This window comes from Eubacterium sp. AF34-35BH, assembly GCF_003477765.1.
In the GTDB taxonomy this organism is placed as follows: Bacteria; Bacillota; Clostridia; order Lachnospirales; family Lachnospiraceae; genus Eubacterium_G.
Window position 1 is genome coordinate 1 of record NZ_QUDZ01000003.1, and the last position, 17,523, is coordinate 17,523.

16 protein-coding genes and 3 tRNA genes are annotated in these 17,523 nt (G+C 31.9%); 3 read left to right on the top strand and 16 right to left on the bottom strand.

The genetic code is table 11. The features are described 5' to 3' along the window. Nucleotides 1-178 precede the first annotated feature (178 nt). Nucleotides 179-661, bottom strand: coding sequence for an acetolactate synthase small subunit (gene ilvN, locus DWZ69_RS03665; RefSeq protein WP_117998984.1), 483 nt, complete (start codon nucleotides 659-661; stop codon nucleotides 179-181). A gap of 305 nt (nucleotides 662-966) precedes the next feature. Between ilvN and DWZ69_RS03670 the strand changes: the two genes are divergently transcribed. Then, nucleotides 967-1,039, top strand: a tRNA-Thr gene (locus tag DWZ69_RS03670). Between the two features lie 106 nt (nucleotides 1,040-1,145). Here the strand turns inward: DWZ69_RS03670 and rlmB are convergent. From rlmB to DWZ69_RS03725, 11 genes are all read right to left on the bottom strand, one after another. Then, nucleotides 1,146-1,886 carry a 23S rRNA (guanosine(2251)-2'-O)-methyltransferase RlmB gene (gene rlmB, locus DWZ69_RS03675; RefSeq protein WP_117998983.1) on the bottom strand — a complete coding sequence of 247 codons (741 nt, stop codon included), beginning with the start codon at nucleotides 1,884-1,886 and terminating at the stop codon, nucleotides 1,146-1,148. Between the two features lie 2 nt (nucleotides 1,887-1,888). Continuing rightward, the gene (locus DWZ69_RS03680) at nucleotides 1,889-2,332 is read right to left on the bottom strand and encodes a ribonuclease III domain-containing protein (protein ID WP_022164861.1); all 444 of its coding nucleotides are present in this window, start codon (nucleotides 2,330-2,332) and stop codon (nucleotides 1,889-1,891) included. A 29-nt stretch (nucleotides 2,333-2,361) separates the two neighbouring features. Continuing rightward, complete coding sequence (gene cysS, locus DWZ69_RS03685) at nucleotides 2,362-3,774, bottom strand: cysteine--tRNA ligase (RefSeq protein ID WP_118436201.1); 1,413 nt, start codon at nucleotides 3,772-3,774, stop codon at nucleotides 2,362-2,364. Nucleotides 3,775-3,793: 19 nt separating this feature from the next. Next, the gene (cysE, locus tag DWZ69_RS03690; RefSeq protein WP_117998981.1) at nucleotides 3,794-4,417 is read right to left on the bottom strand and encodes a serine O-acetyltransferase; all 624 of its coding nucleotides are present in this window, start codon (nucleotides 4,415-4,417) and stop codon (nucleotides 3,794-3,796) included. A gap of 139 nt (nucleotides 4,418-4,556) precedes the next feature. Next, complete coding sequence (locus tag DWZ69_RS03695; protein WP_118436203.1) at nucleotides 4,557-5,567, bottom strand: GNAT family N-acetyltransferase; 1,011 nt, start codon at nucleotides 5,565-5,567, stop codon at nucleotides 4,557-4,559. Nucleotides 5,568-5,578: 11 nt separating this feature from the next. After that, nucleotides 5,579-6,490 carry a phosphatidylglycerol lysyltransferase domain-containing protein gene (locus DWZ69_RS03700; RefSeq protein WP_117998979.1) on the bottom strand — a complete coding sequence of 304 codons (912 nt, stop codon included), beginning with the start codon at nucleotides 6,488-6,490 and terminating at the stop codon, nucleotides 5,579-5,581. A gap of 10 nt (nucleotides 6,491-6,500) precedes the next feature. Then, complete coding sequence (gene ispF / locus DWZ69_RS03705; RefSeq protein ID WP_117998978.1) at nucleotides 6,501-6,986, bottom strand: 2-C-methyl-D-erythritol 2,4-cyclodiphosphate synthase; 486 nt, start codon at nucleotides 6,984-6,986, stop codon at nucleotides 6,501-6,503. Between the two features lie 168 nt (nucleotides 6,987-7,154). Beyond that, a tRNA-Met gene (locus DWZ69_RS03710) sits at nucleotides 7,155-7,228 on the bottom strand. A 55-nt stretch (nucleotides 7,229-7,283) separates the two neighbouring features. Continuing rightward, nucleotides 7,284-7,356 (bottom strand) — tRNA-Val (locus tag DWZ69_RS03715). 264 nt (nucleotides 7,357-7,620) lie between these two features. After that, complete coding sequence (locus DWZ69_RS03720) at nucleotides 7,621-8,511, bottom strand: leucine-rich repeat domain-containing protein (protein ID WP_158573358.1); 891 nt, start codon at nucleotides 8,509-8,511, stop codon at nucleotides 7,621-7,623. Between the two features lie 433 nt (nucleotides 8,512-8,944). Further along, nucleotides 8,945-11,080, bottom strand: a complete 2,136-nt coding sequence (locus DWZ69_RS03725; RefSeq protein WP_118436207.1) for a Tex family protein — start codon at nucleotides 11,078-11,080, stop codon at nucleotides 8,945-8,947. 285 nt (nucleotides 11,081-11,365) lie between these two features. On the opposite strand from DWZ69_RS03725, the gene DWZ69_RS03730 reads away from it, so the two are divergent. Further along, nucleotides 11,366-12,088, top strand: a complete 723-nt coding sequence (locus DWZ69_RS03730; RefSeq protein ID WP_243002564.1) for a phosphatase PAP2 family protein — start codon at nucleotides 11,366-11,368, stop codon at nucleotides 12,086-12,088. A 137-nt stretch (nucleotides 12,089-12,225) separates the two neighbouring features. Here DWZ69_RS03730 and DWZ69_RS03735 read toward each other — a convergent pair whose 3' ends face one another. From DWZ69_RS03735 to DWZ69_RS03745, 3 genes are read right to left on the bottom strand one after another with little or no spacing between them, the layout of a single operon-like run. Then, on the bottom strand, nucleotides 12,226-13,239 hold the full coding sequence (locus tag DWZ69_RS03735; RefSeq protein ID WP_118436209.1) for a glycosyltransferase family 2 protein: 1,014 nt from the start codon (nucleotides 13,237-13,239) through the stop codon (nucleotides 12,226-12,228). A 1-nt stretch (nucleotide 13,240) separates the two neighbouring features. Beyond that, nucleotides 13,241-14,122, bottom strand: a complete 882-nt coding sequence (locus DWZ69_RS03740) for a CPBP family intramembrane glutamic endopeptidase (protein ID WP_117998974.1) — start codon at nucleotides 14,120-14,122, stop codon at nucleotides 13,241-13,243. Nucleotides 14,123-14,133: 11 nt separating this feature from the next. Then, entirely contained in the window at nucleotides 14,134-14,781 is a 648-nt protein-coding gene (locus DWZ69_RS03745) for an HAD-IA family hydrolase (protein ID WP_117998973.1), read from the bottom strand. A gap of 223 nt (nucleotides 14,782-15,004) precedes the next feature. On the opposite strand from DWZ69_RS03745, the gene DWZ69_RS03750 reads away from it, so the two are divergent. After that, complete coding sequence (locus DWZ69_RS03750; RefSeq protein WP_117998972.1) at nucleotides 15,005-15,337, top strand: hypothetical protein; 333 nt, start codon at nucleotides 15,005-15,007, stop codon at nucleotides 15,335-15,337. 401 nt (nucleotides 15,338-15,738) lie between these two features. On the opposite strand, the gene argS is transcribed toward DWZ69_RS03750, so the two are convergent. Then, nucleotides 15,739-17,502 (bottom strand): arginine--tRNA ligase, encoded by a 1,764-nt coding sequence (gene argS, locus DWZ69_RS03755; RefSeq protein ID WP_022165435.1) that lies wholly within the window; start codon nucleotides 17,500-17,502, stop codon nucleotides 15,739-15,741. Between the last annotated feature and the right edge of the window lie 21 nt (nucleotides 17,503-17,523).

Consider the following 17,523-nt stretch of genomic DNA (forward strand, 5'->3'; position numbering starts at 1 on the left):
CCCTGGCTACCATAACCGATGATTGCAATCTTCTTTCCATCTAATAATGATAAGTTGCAATCTTCCTGATAAAAAATTCTTGCTTCTGACATTTCTTTGCCTCCATATGTATATTTTTATTTTATTATAGTTAAACTATAAAATAATCTTTTTTACCTAGCCTATTCCTAAATCGACTTTATTTAATACCTCTTGCTAAACCTGTAATACCTGTTCTTACAAGTTCTAAGATTTCGTAATCTTCTAATAAGCTTAAAAACGCTGATAACTTTGACTGACTACCTGTAATTTCAATCATTACACTTTCTTTTGCTACGTCTACAATGTTAGCTCTGAAAATTTCAGTCATGGCCATAACCTGCTGTCTCTGTTCAGGTGTTGTCTTAATCTTAACTAAAATAAGTTCTCTTGTTACTGAATTAGATGGTTCTAAAACATCAACTCTTTTAACATCTTCTAATTTAGTAATCTGCTTTATAATCTGTTCAAGAATGTCATCATCACCTGTTACAACTATTGTCATTCTTGAATAAAGTGGATTCTCAGTTTCACCAACAGTTAAGCTGTCAATGTTGTATCCTCTTCTGCTAAATAAGCCTGCTATTCTGTTCAATACACCTGATGTATTGTCAACTAATACTGATAAAACTTTCTTGTTCATAATGTATTCCCCTTTTCTCAGTTTCTATCAATTAATACTATCACATATAACATTTTTGTCAATGAAACGTATTTATCATTCCTTGTAAATTTTATCAAAAATTTATCCTATTTACAATATATGAATATAACATTTTTTCTTGATCTTTTTTAATATATTTTATATCTGTTTTATACAGCAAGAAATTTATCCACATTTTCTTATTCCCCCAAAGTGCTCCATTAGGGACGCACACTTGTGCAAAAAGAAAATTATTCTGTTGACTAAAAAATATAAATTTTATATACTAATATTTGTTGCAGCAAGCTGCCTTGGCTCAGTCGGTAGAGCGTCGCCTTGGTAAGGCGGAGGTCGGGGGTTCAAGTCCCCTAGGCAGCTTTATAGCTAAAAAGAGTGCATTAAAACTTAATGCACTCTTTTTGATTTCAGTTATTTATCATTTATACAAGCTACTTTCATAATCATTTGAAAGTAGCTTGTATTTTTATTTCATTCTCTGTCTTACGATTTCATACGCCAAAACTCCTGTTGCCACAGAAGCATTTAATGAATCAATATCTCCGAACATGGGAATTGATGCAATAAAGTCGCATTTTTCTTTTACAAGTCTGCTAACACCTTTTCCTTCGTTTCCAACAACCAAACCTATAGGTCCTTTAAGGTCTAAATCGTACATTGTTGTGCCACCCATATCTGCACACACAAACCATAAACCTTTATCTTTTAACTCTTCTATTGTTTTTGAGATGTTTGTAACCTTGGCAACCGGTGTGTAGCTAACTGCTCCGGCTGATGCTTTAACTGCAGTTGCCGTAAGTCCTGCTGCTCTGTGTTTTGGAATAATTATACCATGGGCACCTGCTAAATTTGCTGTACGGATAATTGCCCCTAAATTATGTGGATCTTCAATATCATCTAAAATAACAACAAATGGTGGTTCCCCTTTATCTTCTGCCTTTTTCAAAATATCATCAACTGTTGCATATTCAAAAGCTGCAATATATGCAATAACTCCCTGATGCTTTCCTGTTTCTGACATTTGATCAAGTCTTTCTTTTTTTACATAATTAATTATCGTATCGTGTTTTTTTGCTTCACGTAAAACAGTGTTCATTGAACCTTCTTTGCAATGTTCCAACACAAACAACTTATCTACTGTTTTCCCGGCTCTGAAAGCTTCAATTACGGCATTTCGTCCCTCTATTACAAATTCCTCGTATCTCAAAATTAACCTCTCTTATTTTCTTCGTTATTCTTAAATCTGCTAACAGCCATTTTTATAAGTTCCATCATTCTGTCTGACTGCTTTGTTAAATATAACCATCCCATTAGTGCCTCAAAACCTGTTGCAACTCTGTAATCAGACATTGATGCATTCTTGGCTCTTGTAATTGCCTTGGCATTTCTTCCACGTTTGTAGATTTTCACTTCTTCTTCTGTTAAATCATCCATAATTAAATGAATCATTTCTGCCTGTGTTTGGGCTTTGACCAGATTAGAAGCCGCCTTATGAATTTTGTTTACCTGACGGTTTGCCTCGTCAACAATTACTGTTCTAATGATGATTTCATATATTCCATCACCTATATAAGCCAAAGTCAAAGGAGAATAATCAGTAATTGTTATCTCCTCTAACTCCATTTTGTTTTTTATTATCTCGAATAAATCCATGTTTTGAATTATCTCCATTTTCGCTAAACTTACTTTTCAATATGGTAAGTTGTTCCTTCACGTGTATCCTTTAAAATAATTCCCTTAGAAGCTAACTCATCTCTAATTGAGTCTGCTATAGCAAAATCTTTGTTTTTCTTTGCTTCTGCACGCTTAGCAATCATTTCATTAATGTATGTTTCTAATTCGCTGTCAATATTTTCTTCTTTCTTTTCTTCAATAGCACCCTTTGTAAGGTCTAATGAAAGAACTTTGTCAAAATCATTTATAATAGCTAATTTTGTTGCCTCATTAGTATCTTCTTTTAATACATCATATACTAATGTAATACCTGAAGCTGTATTTAAATCATTTCCAACAACATCAATGAACTTTTCTTTGTATTCCTTTACTAATTCCTGATTTATTTCGCCATCATTTGTAAGCTTGCCAATACGGTTTCTTAACTTCTTATAGCCGGCAGCTACAGAATCAAGTACCTGGTAACTAAACTGAAGTGGTTTTCTGTAATGAGACTGTAAACAGAACATTCTGTACACAACCGGATCATAACCTTTACTTTCTAATAATGAAACTGTAAGGAAATCTCCCTTTGACTTACTCATCTTACCACTCTTATCATTTAAATGATGTACATGGAACCAGTAATTGCACCATTTATGACCTAAAAATGACTCACTCTGTGCAATTTCGTTTGTATGATGTGGGAAAATATTATCAATTCCACCACAATGTAAATCTAAATGTTCTCCTAAATGTTTAATACTAATGCAAGAACATTCAATATGCCATCCAGGGTAACCAACACCCCAAGGACTATCCCATTTTAACTCTTGATTATCAAACTTTGATTTTGTAAACCATAATACAAAGTCTGTTTTATTTTTCTTGTTTTCGTCTTCATCTACATCATCTCTTACACCAACCATAAGTTCATCTTCATCATGACTTGTTAATGTGTAGTATTCTTTAAGCTTTGATGTATCAAAATATACATTACCACCTGCTACATACGCATAATCTTTTTCAAGAAGAACCTTAATCATATTAATAAATTCATCAATACAATTTGTTGCAGGTTCAACTACGTCAGGAGTTTTAATATTTAATTTTTTACAATCTGAGAAAAATGCATCTGTATAGAATTTGGCAATTTCCATAACTGTCTTATGTTCTCTTTTTGCACCCTTTAACATTTTATCTTCGCCGGTATCAGCATCACTTGATAAATGGCCAACGTCAGTAATATTCATAACTCTCTTTACGTTGTAACCTTCATAACGCAACTCTTTTTCAAGTACATCTTCCATAATATAGCTACGAAGATTTCCAATATGCGCATAATGATAAACTGTAGGTCCACATGTATACATGCCAACCTGTTCTTCTGATATAGGTTTAAAAACTTCTTTTTTCTTTGTTAAAGTGTTGTAAATTTTCATATTATCTCCTTTATGTAGACTATTTGTTTTTTAACTTTTCTATTTCATCGTTTAATCTCTTTAATTCATTTTGTACAGGATGTGGAATGTGTACCTGATCTAAATCATTGTGCTGAACCGGAACATTATCCTGTTTTACCACAATACCCGGAACACCTACAACTGTACAGTTTGGTGGTACTTCCTCTAATACAACAGAGCCTGCTGCAACTTTTGAGTTGTCACCTATTGTAAAGGAACCAAGTACTTTTGCTCCTGCTCCAATCATAACGTTATTGCCTATAGTAGGATGACGTTTACCTTTTTCTTTGCCGGTACCTCCAAGGGTAACTCCCTGATACAAAGTAACATTTTCTCCAATTATAGCTGTTTCACCTATAACCACACCATGACCATGATCAATAAATAGTCCTTTACCAATCTGTGCTGCAGGATGAATTTCTATACCTGTCTTTCTGGCTGTTCTTTGTGATATGCGTCTTGCTCTAAAAACTTTTCCTTTTAAATATAGCTTATGAGCTTTTCTATAATTATAAATTGCCCAAAAACTTGGATATAATATTGCCTCAATATCTTTTTTTATTGCAGGATCTCTATCCTTTATTACTTCTACTTCTTCTTTGTAAAATTTAAAAAATCCCATTTTAATCTCCAAACTAAATTCGTCTAATTACTATATATGCATTATATTTTTAATTTAATATCTTATCAGTCAAATACTTAATTAATTATGACACTACAATTCTTTATAATACCACAATTTCTAAAGTATACCACTTTTCTTAAACATAATCGTTTATGAAAAAGCTGTCTTTTTTACAAACCGTTGGAAAATTTGGTATTTCTTTATAGCCAAATATGTGTGCTGTAAGTTCCCCAATACTAACATCAAAATCTACGTCTTCCTGATTTTCGATTTTGTCTAATTTGACACTTCCATGATGGAAATTCATCTTAAAGCATCCATTATTTTCCTTTAAAATCGGATCTGTAATCCTTATTGTTCTTTCTTTAAAATCCTTAAAAGATAACAACCTCAATGTTTTTCTAATATTAATAAGTCTTGCCATTGCGTATGGTTTTCTAACATCACTTTGCCAACTAAGAGTCTGCAAACTGCTGTCTAACACTTCTTCTAATATTTCACCATCTATAAATATTCTGTACCCAACAATTACTTTCTTTTGGATAAACAACTCTATTTCGCCATTTTCAACTTCAACTAACTCAAGCATTTGCTTAAAATAGTCTAAATCTTTTGATAAAGCAATGCGATGGTTACTATCCATTGCCTGCTGTGCAAAAATTGATAACTTTACTAAATCTGACTTTTCGGCTTTTCTTCTAATAACAGAATGGCTTGGCTTTCTTCTATGCTCTTTCTCTATCATTTCCCGCTTGTCCATAACAAATTCGAAACCGAATTTTCTATATATTTCTGCATTTTCAGGACTTGATGGAATTAAATATGTAAAAACATCCATATTTAAAAACATACTTGAAATAACGTCCTGAAATATTTCTTTTATATATCCTTTTTTTCTATATTTTTCCCATGTAGCAACTGCATAAATGTAAGTTACATTTGTTTTCAGGTTTCCTACAACTGCATCTTTTGGAATCAAATGAATAGCAGATACAATTTCGCCATCCTTTTCATTAACCACTACTTCATTTTCACGAATTCGTTTGTCAAAGTAGTAATCAACAAACTCTTTTGTATCTTCTTCAAAACAATGCTCATACAAATCTCTTATTTTTGTTTTTTCATTATTCTCAAGTAATCTTACCATAACCACTCTCTCTACTTCTGAATTATTGTGTATTTCTCTACCATATAAATAGGATTATATGATAATTTGGATTTTCTAAGGCCCTCAATTCCCATGTCATCTTCTCTGTTTTCTTTTCCTGCCAGTGGAAATGCTTCAATTAAAAACTGGCTACAAATATACTGATAAAGTCCTCTTATTTCCGGATTTGCCTTTTCTACCGGCAAATAAACCATATCTTCCTGTTCATAATAATTTCCTATGCAGAAAGACTCTAATTTGTCATCTACATACACACCGCCAATTTTGTAATCAAAAACTTCTTCATTATCCAAAATGTATTTGATTCCTTTTGCTTCACTGTCTATAAACTCATATTCTTCAGCATGACTTTTTGTTTCTTTCCATTTTTCCAAATATTCTAAAATTTCTTTTTCATTTTCTTTACCTAGAATCTTAAATGAGTATCGACCTTCATATTCTTTCTTAAAGGCATTTAGATGATTTTTCTTCTTGTGGTATTTTTTGCCACTGAAAGTTCTTAGTTTTTCAGCATCATATACATAATCGTAGTATGTTCTGTCAGGTATTACTATATATTCATCTTCCGGCAAATCTAAAGTTTCAAGAGCCTTCTTATCAACAAGGTACATTGTTAGTTTCTTCTTTAATACATTGTTGAAATAGTCCTGTGTTTCAAGGAAACATTCTTTCAAGTCTTCTTCCCTGCAACAAGGCACTGATGAATAGTATTGATTATCTTCACTCTTTGCCACCCACATTAATCCATGTTCATTTGTAAAATACCATGTAGGATAACAATTCTCCCAAAGGAACAAATCAAGTATATTACTGTCTGCCGTCTCCGGTCTTCTTAAATTGTAATATTCATTTATTTGGTTGTAGTCCTCTATTTTTATTTCGTGTAATTGATAATCTTTCATATTTTGCCTTCTATCTGTTATGTATATTCTCCTCTAACAATACAATAGCCTGTGATGAAATTCCAAGTCCTTCCCCTGTAAAACCTAACCCTTCTTCTGTTGTTGCTTTTATGCACACCTGATTCACATTAATATTTAATGCATCTGCCACGTTTTTTACCATTTGTTCCCTGAAAGGTGCAAGTTTTGGTTTCTGGCATATAATTGTTGCATCAATATTTCCTATTACATAATTATTTTCTTCTAATAATTTTCCTACATGCATCAATAATTTAATACTTGAAATATCCTTATATTGTGGATCAGTATCAGGGAAATGTTTTCCTATATCACCTAATGCTGCCGCACCAAGTAACCCGTCCATAATTGCATGAACAACAACATCCGCATCTGAATGTCCAAGAAGTCCGTACTCGTATGGAATCTCCACTCCGCCTAATATTAATTTTCTGTTTTCTACTAATTTATGGACATCATATCCCATCCCTATTCTCATAGTATTCTCCTATTAAATTATATTTTTCCGCAAAGATGTTTTTATTATACCACACTTTTTAATAAAATCATTATATTATGTACAAAAACGAAAAAAGTTATCTAATCCCTTAATTTTGGTAAAAAAAGAACCCTAAAACAAAAAATATATTTTAGGGCAATAAAAAAGTAGCGAGAGGGGGATTCGAACCCTCGACACCACGGGTATGAACCGTGTGCTCTAGCCAACTGAGCTATCTCGCCACAATGAATAACACGTAAGTGTTAATTATTAAATTGTCATTTGAAAACTTATAAATGGGACCTACAGGGCTCGAACCTGTGACCCCCTGCTTGTAAGGCAGATGCTCTCCCAGCTGAGCTAAGATCCCGTTGCTTTCAAACTGCTTTATTAATATATACTTTTGAGCGAAAATTGTCAAGCACTTTTTTTATTTTTTTTAACATTTTTTATTTTGGCCATTTTGCATATCTAAATTCCACTCTATTATTCCTTTGCTATAGAACCAAATCTCATAGACATATCTATAGCTTTTATGGCATAATAGAATCTCCAGAATAATTTTCCATTACATAAGAAAACATCGAAAATAAAGTTTTTTATAACCTTATCTTCGATGCCTTTTCTCTCCATTCTACAATTTTAATTTTGGACAACCTTTAAATGCATTCTTTTCAATTATTTTCACAGATTTTGGAATATTAATGATTGTTAAATTTTTACAACCATAAAATTGCTTGTCTATAATCTTTTCAGTTCCTTCAGCTAAGACAACCTTTTTTAATTTTTTGCAATTACGAAAACTAATATTATCTCTCTTCTGTGTTGTTTTAAACACTACAGTCTTGAGTTTTTTCATATTAGTAAACGCCTTCATGTCATCATAGCCACCATCGTAAGCATCACCTTTGATTATTAATTTCTCCAAATAGCAATTATCCTTAAACGCGTAACTTGCAATAACTTTTACTGTTTTGGGAACAGTAAATACTTTGTTTCCACTATATTTTCTTGGATAGCAAATTAACTCCGTCTTCTTACTGTTAAATAATGCTCCCTTGTACACTTTAAAAGATTTGTTGCCTTTTTCAACTTTTATTGATTTCAAACCTGACAATCCGGCAAAAGCATAATCACCTATATATTTGCATTTTTTAGGAATTTTAATGCTCTTTACTTTAGGACACTTTCTAAAAGCTCCTTTTTCTATTGTTGTTAAACCTTTTGAAAAAACTACTTCTTTCAGGTTCTTCAACGTATCAAAACTACCATCATAAATACTATCTACCTTATCTGATAAAACAATCTTTTTGATTTTCTTATTATTCTTAAAAGCACCGTTTATAATAGTTACTTTTTTAGGAACATATACTGTAGTATCTCTTCCCTTATATTCTGTCAGTATGTACTCCTGCCCACTCTTTTTAATAACAAAATCTGATGCTGCTTGAACTTTTGTATTACTACTTACACAAAACATAATTGCAGCAATTAAAAATAAATACTTTAATGTTCTTTTTTTCATAAACACTTCCTCCGCATATAATATTTTATTGGGGATTCGGGAAATTCTTTTCATACTTATTTTAGAAATTTAGAATTTTCTTGAAAATATAATTTAAGTCTTCCAACCCCTTCAACATGGAATATTGTACCATTTTTCATCCTTTATGTAAATTTTATCTTTTTAAACTCTATGTATTATTTCTATTTCACTTTTTGTAATCTGCAACATTCAGATAAAGTTACAATAGTTCCACTTAAAGAAAAAGTATCCCGTTCTCTTGCCATCGCCTGGGATAAGGATAAATTACTTACAGAGGATGAACAGAACTTTCTTGAATATACAAAAAAATGGTTTGACTCCTTATAGGAAGCAAACCATTTTTCTACTATAATCTTACATCAAACTGTAATCTTACATTAAGCAGCATCTTACATCAAACTGCAATCTTATATTATAATTTCATAGTAAGCTGAATACGCTTTCTTTGCTTATCAACACTTAATACTTTCACATTTATAACATCTCCAACAGATACCACATCTAATGGATGTTTTATAAACTTATCACTCATTTCTGAAATATGAACAAGACCGTCCTGATGAACACCAATATCAACAAAAACCCCAAAATCAATTACATTTCTTACAGTTCCTTTAAGTTCCATGCCTTCTTTTAAATCATCAAAATCTAAAACATCACTTTTAAGGATTGGCTTAGGCATTTCTTCTCTTGGATCTCTACCCGGCTTTTCCATTTCAGCAATCATGTCTTTTAAGGTTATTTCGTCCGTATCAATTTCTTCTGCCACAGCTTTAATGTCTTTTACATCTTTTGCAATTTTAACATTTCCTGATAGCAAATTCTCTGTTGTGTAACCAAATTTCTTTAAAAGCTTTTTAGCTGCTGTATAACTTTCAGGATGAACACTTGTATAATCCAAAGGTTCTTTTCCATTTCTGATTCTAAGGAAACCTGCACACTGTTCAAAAGCCTTTGGACCTAATTTAGCAACTTTTAATAGCTGCTTTCTTGTTGTAAACTGACCGTTTTCCTCTCTATATGCAACAATGTTTTTTGCAAGAGTTTTACTTATTCCTGAAACATATTCAAGAAGAGATGCTGAAGCTGTATTTAAATCAACGCCTACATTATTAACACAATCTTCCACAACATTTCCAAGTACATTTTCCAGTTTCTTTTGATTCATGTCATGCTGATATTGTCCTACGCCAATTGCCTTTGGTTCAATTTTTACAAGTTCTGCTAATGGATCCTGTAATCTTCTTGCCATTGAAGTTGCACTTCTTTGTCCCACATCAAAATTAGGAAATTCTTCTGTTGCCAGTTTGCTTGCAGAATAAACAGAAGCACCTGCTTCATTTACTATTACATACTCTAATTTTGTAGGGCATCTCTTAATTATTTCACATACAACTGCTTCTGATTCTCTTGAAGCTGTACCATTTCCCAATGATATAAGGCTAACATTGTATTTCTTAACAATATCTAAAACAATCTTAATTGACTCTTCAACCTTATTTTGTGGTGCTGTTGGAAAAATTACTTTGGTGTATAATACTTTGCCTGTCTCATCTACAATTGCCAGCTTACAGCCTGTTCTAAAAGCAGGATCCCAGCCTAATACTGTTTTTCCTGCAATTGGTGGTTGCATAAGAAGCTGTTTTAAGTTCTGGCCGAATACTGAAATTGCTCCGTCCTCTGCCTTTTCTGTTAAATAGTTTCTTATTTCTCTTTCAATGGCTGGCTTTATTAATCTTGTAAAACCATCTTCAATTGCTTCTTTTAAAACGTCTGAAAAAGGATTTTGGCCTACAATTATGGATTTTTCCAAAACTCTGATAATATTTTCATCAGGCATTTCTATTTTTACATTAAGTACCTTTTCTTTTTCACCACGATTAATTGCTAATATTCTATGACCTGGAATTTTATCAATAGCTTCACTATAGGCATAGTAATTTTCATAAGGTGTCTGTTCCTCTTCATTCTTTGCCTTAGATGTTATATTTCCATGCTTAATTACCGTATGTCTTATGGCATTTCTATATTCTGCGTTATCTGACACAGCTTCTGCAATAATGTCTTTTGCACCATTTATGGCATCTACTACTGTTTCCACACCTAATTCTTCATTAATATAATTCTTCGCTTCTTCCTCCGGTGTCTTCTCACTCTTTTGAAGAAGAAAAATATTTGCAAGTGGTTCTAAACCTTTTGCCTTAGCTTCTGTTGCTCTTGTTTTTCGTTTTGGTCTGTATGGTCTGTAAATATCGTCCACTGCAACAATAGTCTTAGCCTCTTTTATCTGCTTCATTAATTCATCAGTCATTTTGCCCTGTTCTTCAATAGAAGCAATAACTGTCTCTTTTTTCTCTTCTAAATTACGTAAATATTTTAGTCTTTCGTCTAAGTCTCTTAACTGTTCGTCATTTAACTCTCCCGTTACAGGTTTTCTGTATCTGGCAATAAAAGGAATTGTATTTCCCTCATCTATTAACTTTACTGCTGCTTCTACCTGCCAAACTTTTACCTGTAATTCTTCTGCAATAATTTCATTAATGTTCATTTTTCCTACCTTCTTCAATTACTCTCTAATATTCTTATATAAATAACTCTAATATTTTTATATTTAATAAGTCTTTATTTTTATCCTCAATAACTCTTTATTTTTTTTTTTCACAATGTTATACTTTTTAAGACCATAACTATTCTATCAAATTTTTATAAATTTGTGTGCATTTTGTAATAGTTTTTTAATATAATGTGTCTATTATACTATTGGTGTCTACGAAATTTATTTCTCGTAAAATCATTAGTTCAAAATAAATAAACAATTAGATGAAGGTGACTTATGAGCAAAATAACCAATGAGCTTCGTAAGTACAAACACGCATGGCCCTTACTATATGTTTTCATATATATGCCATGGTTCATTCTTTTAGAAAAATATATACCGGCAGATTTTCCGGGACTTCATATTATGCATTGTCCTTTGGATGATATTATTCCATTTTGCGAATGGTTTGTAATACCATATTTATTATGGTTTTTATATATACCTGCTATATTTGTTTTTCTTTTTTATCATTCAAAAAATGAATTTTATCGTATTTGTGCCTATGAGTTTACAGGAATGACTATTGCTTTACTGGTATGTACATTCTATCCTAACGGTTTAGAACTTCGACTTTCTAATATCGGTAGGGAAAACATACTTATTGACTTAGTCCATTTCCTATACAATAACGATACACCAACAAATGTTTTTCCTAGTCTTCACGTATACGTGACTATTAGCGCACACATTTGTTTAGTAAAAAGTCCACACATGCAGGGCTTAAATTCAAGAAAACATATTAAAGTAATATCGCTTATATTAGCTATTTTGATATGTATGTCAACATTGTTTTTAAAACAACATTCTGTTTTAGATGTTTTAGCAGGAACCGCCTTAGCTTTTATAATGTACTTTATAGTATTTAAATGGTGGTTTAGAAATACAGAATTTCCTGCTCCAAAAATTAAAGATCCTAAACAACATCAGGTTCTTTATTTCTTAAACAAAAGAAAATAATTACAATTCTTAGATTATAATACTTATAATTGTTTTATTTTTATAAAAAAATAATTTAGTTTCTAATATAAAAAGCTAAATCTCATTAATGTTTGGTTTACATTCCTTTTCATTAATGAGACTTAGCTTTTTTCATTTTAGTTAAATCCAAATATTTTTTGAGCTAATGCATAGCCTATTACAGAACATTTTCTTCCAACTTTACCAGGTAGATTCATTGTTCTACCAAGAAGTGACTTTCTAACCTTTTGATATAACACAGGATTACTTTCTAAAACGTCCTGCCATAATTTTTCTTTATCTTTTAATCTTTGTTCTGAACCTTCCAATATAGAAAGAATTGATGAGACACACATCATCATATCAAAGTAATGAACCATGGCATCATCTGTGTGTTTATTTTCTATAACAGTATTGTTGTATACATCTAACATTATACGTGTGACTCTATACTGTTGATCCAATCTCTTAATCATAATTGATTCATTTACAGACTGGTCATCTCTTCCTATAAAGTATTTGTATAAACATACATCTAAGTAATAAATGTTCTTTACATATGGTAATGGCTGGAACACATAAATATTATCCACATAAAATGTGTGTTTTGGAAGCTGCATCTTGCATTCTCTTAATACTTTTGTTCTATATATAACAGAGTGCATTAATAAATACTGTGATGTGCCAAAGTGTAACTCATCCCAACCAAACATTCTTCCTACAGGCATTGCACTTTTGTATTTCATAATTTTCTTATGCTTTGCTCCCTGCTTATCATACATAAAGTTAGAAATCAGCATGTCAAGTCCTGCATCTTTTGAAACCATATCCTCTAATAAATCAAGGACTTTCTGTAAAGCATTTTTTCCAAGACAGTCATCACTATCAAGAACTTTAAAGTAAAGACCTGTAGCATTTTTGATACCTGTATTTACAGCTTCACCATGACCACCATTCTCCTGATGAACAACTTTTACAATATCAGGAAATTTCTTCTGATATTTGTTCGCAATCTCTAATGTATTATCAGATGAACCATCATCAACCACTACAACTTCCACTCTGTCACCGCCGCTAATTGCACTTCTTATACTCTTGTCCATATATTCACTTGAATTGTAGCATGGAATAGCTACTGTTAATAATTTCATTTTATACCTCCTTAGGTTTGACTAATTTGTTTATTATAACACCAATAACCAATGATGCCAAAGCAAAAACAATCATCACTGTAAATAAGCCATAAATAAGTTCGCTATTAGATATTGTTTCTGTTGTTTCACTTCCTGTGGCCGCTGCCTCAGACATTGCCGAAACTAACACTGATGTAATATTTGCTCCCATATGAAATAATATTGGAGCAACAATTGACTTATATTTTTCATATAACCAAACAGCAAGCAAGCCTATAATAATAGTATATGGTGCCTGTATCCAGTTTCCATGAAATACCCCAAATAATACTGCCGATAAAATTGCAGCTATTGTAACATTAGATAAGACTTTTAATCTTTTATAAATCAGCCCTCTAAAAATCATTTCCTCTACAATAGGTGCAATGAAGCCTGCTGTAACAAGCTGAGATATAAATGAGCTTGAATTAATGGCAGTCTGTGTACTTGAATAACTGTCAATCATAAACTGTGGCATAAACATTTGTAATATTGACACAAGCATACTTGCCCACCACATACAAAAAGCTCCAAACGGCAGTATCAATAAATATTTCCATTTTTTTACTGATTCATATCTTTTAAAATCACCTGTTCTCTTATCTGCGTCTATATCAAGTTTCATCATCAGTCCCATAATCGGAATTGTTCCAAGTGCAGAAATACCTGTAAGTAACATAGCATAGCTATTTGTAATTTCTGTTAAATATTGTTGAAGTTTTGATAATGACATGCCATGGAAAATACCATACGCTGTAATTCCACCCTGAATAATAACTATTACCGCTATTTGTATACATAAATAAATTAACATTGGAGTCACTATACCCCAAAGTTTTCTTCCTAAAGTTCTTTCTTTCAAAGCATACTCCTTTAAACTAAATCCAACAATTCAATAGGCGTATTTGCTATTGCCTTTGCGCCTTTTTCTTTCATTTCTTCTACAACTCCATATCCATATGAAACACCTATTGAATCTATTCCAACTGAATTTGCACCTTCAATGTCAAAAATAGTATCTCCAATCATAACCGTTTCATGTTTATCTACAGAATTAATTTCATTAAGTAAAGCTAGCAAAACATCGTTCTTATTATGTATAGGACCATTTAAATCTGCTCCCATTACATAATCAAAATATTGCTCAATATGTAAATATTTAATAACTTCCTTCGCCATGCCTAACGGTTTTGATGTTGCCAAAGCAATGATTTTACCTTTTTCTTTCAAAGATATAAGTAACTGCTCCACCTTTTCATACAGGCTTGTTTCATATATTCCTATAGGTGTATATCTTTCTCTATAAAATTCAACACCCTGCTTTGCCTGTTCTTCTGAACAACCATAAGTTTTTATTAATTCATCTTTAAGAGGCGGTCCCACAAAATGTTTTAATTTTTCCAAATCCTCTTCTATAATATTTAGTTTCTTCAAAGCATACTGAACACACTTTGTTATTCCAACACCGGAATCGCTAATGGTTCCATCTAAATCAAAAATTATAACCTTGTACTCTTTCATAGATTTCCTCTTTCACGCAATTTTCAAACTATTATAACACAAACCCACTTGTTTTACATCCGTTTTTGCTTTATAATTTAATAGTGTTTTGGTTTCGGAAAATGAAAACGATTTTGATTGTATTCATTATATTTAAACCAATGATAAGACAGAATTGACTATCGCTTACATCCAGTGATTTTTCTGAATTATCTAATATTAAATTTTTGAGAGGTACATAAAAATGAGTCAAGAAAAAGTAGACAAGTACAAACAGGAAAAGTACAACAGAAAACATGCCACAAAGAAAAGAAACGTGAAGAAAATCGCAGCTTATGTTGTAACTACATTAGTGGCAATTATTTTTATAGGATACATGGGTTATTCAATTGCAGTTACAACAGGTCTTTATACACCTGCAACAACTACATCACACACTGAATTATCTAAGAGCCAGCTTGAAAGCATTAGAAACGCTCTTGTTCAGAACGGTGATTCAAATGTAAAGGGAACAACTAACAACAGTGCTACACAGACTACTACTGTAGCAACTACAGAACAGACTACTACTAAATAAACAGCTAGTAGATAACTATTAAACAGTTTATAAAGACCGGATAGTTAATAAGCTATCCGGTCTTTAAGTTCTTCTATGAAAGAAGCTTCTAATTCTTTTCTTGATGAAATAAAAGTTGAAATATGCGACCTGATTACAATAATTGTTTAACATATTACAAATCTCAGGAAGATAGCAGCGAATTATTTATTTTCCGGGATAAAAAAGTCAAGAAATTATATATATTAGAAAGTCGTCTATAAACACAACAACAAAGGCACCACTTAGCTAAAACAACTAAGTGATGCCTTTTTTAAGAAACACCGTTTCTTAGAAATAAATCCTGTTGGATAATAAGGTTATAAATATAACCATAAAAAATATTAAAAATATAAAATTTATGAAAAAGTAATGTATAAACATTACATTTTCTCTGGTGCTGAGAAACCAAGTAAATCAATACCTGTCTCTAATACTTTCTTTGCCATATTAATTAATGCAATATAACCTTCTTTCTTCTTTTCATCTGCTTCAGAAAGAATCTTTGTTCCATGATAAAATCTGTTAAATGCATTTGATAAATCATAAATATATGAACAAATCTTGTGTGGGGCTAATTCCTTAGCTGCATTTTCAATTACTTCATTTGCCTTGGCAATTTCAAGCATTAACTGTAACTGTTCATCATTATCTGTATCAATAATAGAAAGATTATCTACTGTCTTTCCTTCTTCTTTGTATTTTTCGATAATTGATTTAATACGAACAATTGTATATAAAATATATGGACCTGTGTTTCCTTCAAAAGAAGCAAATCTATCAATATCAAAAACATAATCTTTTGATGCCTGATTTGACAAATCACCATATTTTAAAGCTGCCAAACCTACAATTTTTGCAGTTTCTCTGGCTTCTTCTTCGCTTACTGAACGGTTTTCCATAATCTTATTATAAACAGCTTCGTTAATCTGTGAAATAAGATTTTCAAGGCGCATTACGCCACCTTCACGAGTCTTAAAAGGCTTACCGTCTGAGCCATTCATTGTACCAAAACCAATAAATTTCAATTCTGTTTCAGGTTTAACAATGCCTGCCTTCTTAGCAACTCTAAAGAACTGTGTATAGTGCAAATCCTGTCTCTTGTCTGCTAAATAAACATACTTATTTGGCTGGAAGTCCTGTTCTCTTTGAACTAAAGTTGCGATATCTGATGTTGCATATAAAGCTGCTCCATCTGACTTTCTAACTATACATGGAGGAAGTTCTTTGCTGTCTCCTTCTTCTGCAATGTCAACAACTAAAGCTCCCTGACTTTCATATGCTAATCCCTTATCAATTAAATCCTGAATTAATCCAGGTATGTAAGGCTGAGCATCGCTTTCACCTTTCCATAAATCAAATTCAACATTTAAGTTATCATAGTTCTTCTTTAAATCAATTTTTGAAACATTCATAATATGTTTCCAAAGTGCTGTGTATGGAGCATATCCACTTTGAAGTTTTAATGTTGCTTCATGGGCTTTTTCCTTAAAAGCAGCATCTTCTTTTGATTTCTTACTTGCACATGGATAAATTTCTTCTAATTCAGAAATTGTAAATGGTGCTTCACTTGGATATTCTCCTGTAAAGCTTTCATCAAAATATGGTAAGTCCGGCTTACGTTCCTGTAACTCAGTAATAATAAGTCCCATCTGAAGTCCCCAGTCCCCTAAGTGAACATCTCCAATAACTTTATTTCCCATGTACTTTGAAATTCTTTTTACACTTTCACCAATAACTGCTGAACGTAAATGACCAATGTGAAGTGGTTTTGCAACATTTGCTCCACCGTAATCAACTACAACTGTTTCAATATTGTCATTTTCTATTCCAAGCTTATCTGCCAAATTCATTTCATTTAAATATTTTGCTAAAAAGTCGCTATTCAAATTAATATTAATAAATCCGGGATTTACAGCTTCCACTGATTTGAACATGCCATTATTTCCAATTGCTTCAACAACATCATTTGCAATCATAATAGGCGCTTTATGGTATAATTTTGCACCGGCCATGGCACCATTGCACTGATATTCGCAAAGATCAGGTCTGTTAGAAACACTAACTTTTCCTAATTTTTTATCATAATCACATTTTTCAAATGCTTTTTCAAATTCCTCTGTTATTAGTTCCAGTAACTTTTTCATTATGCTCTCCATTCTTTATGT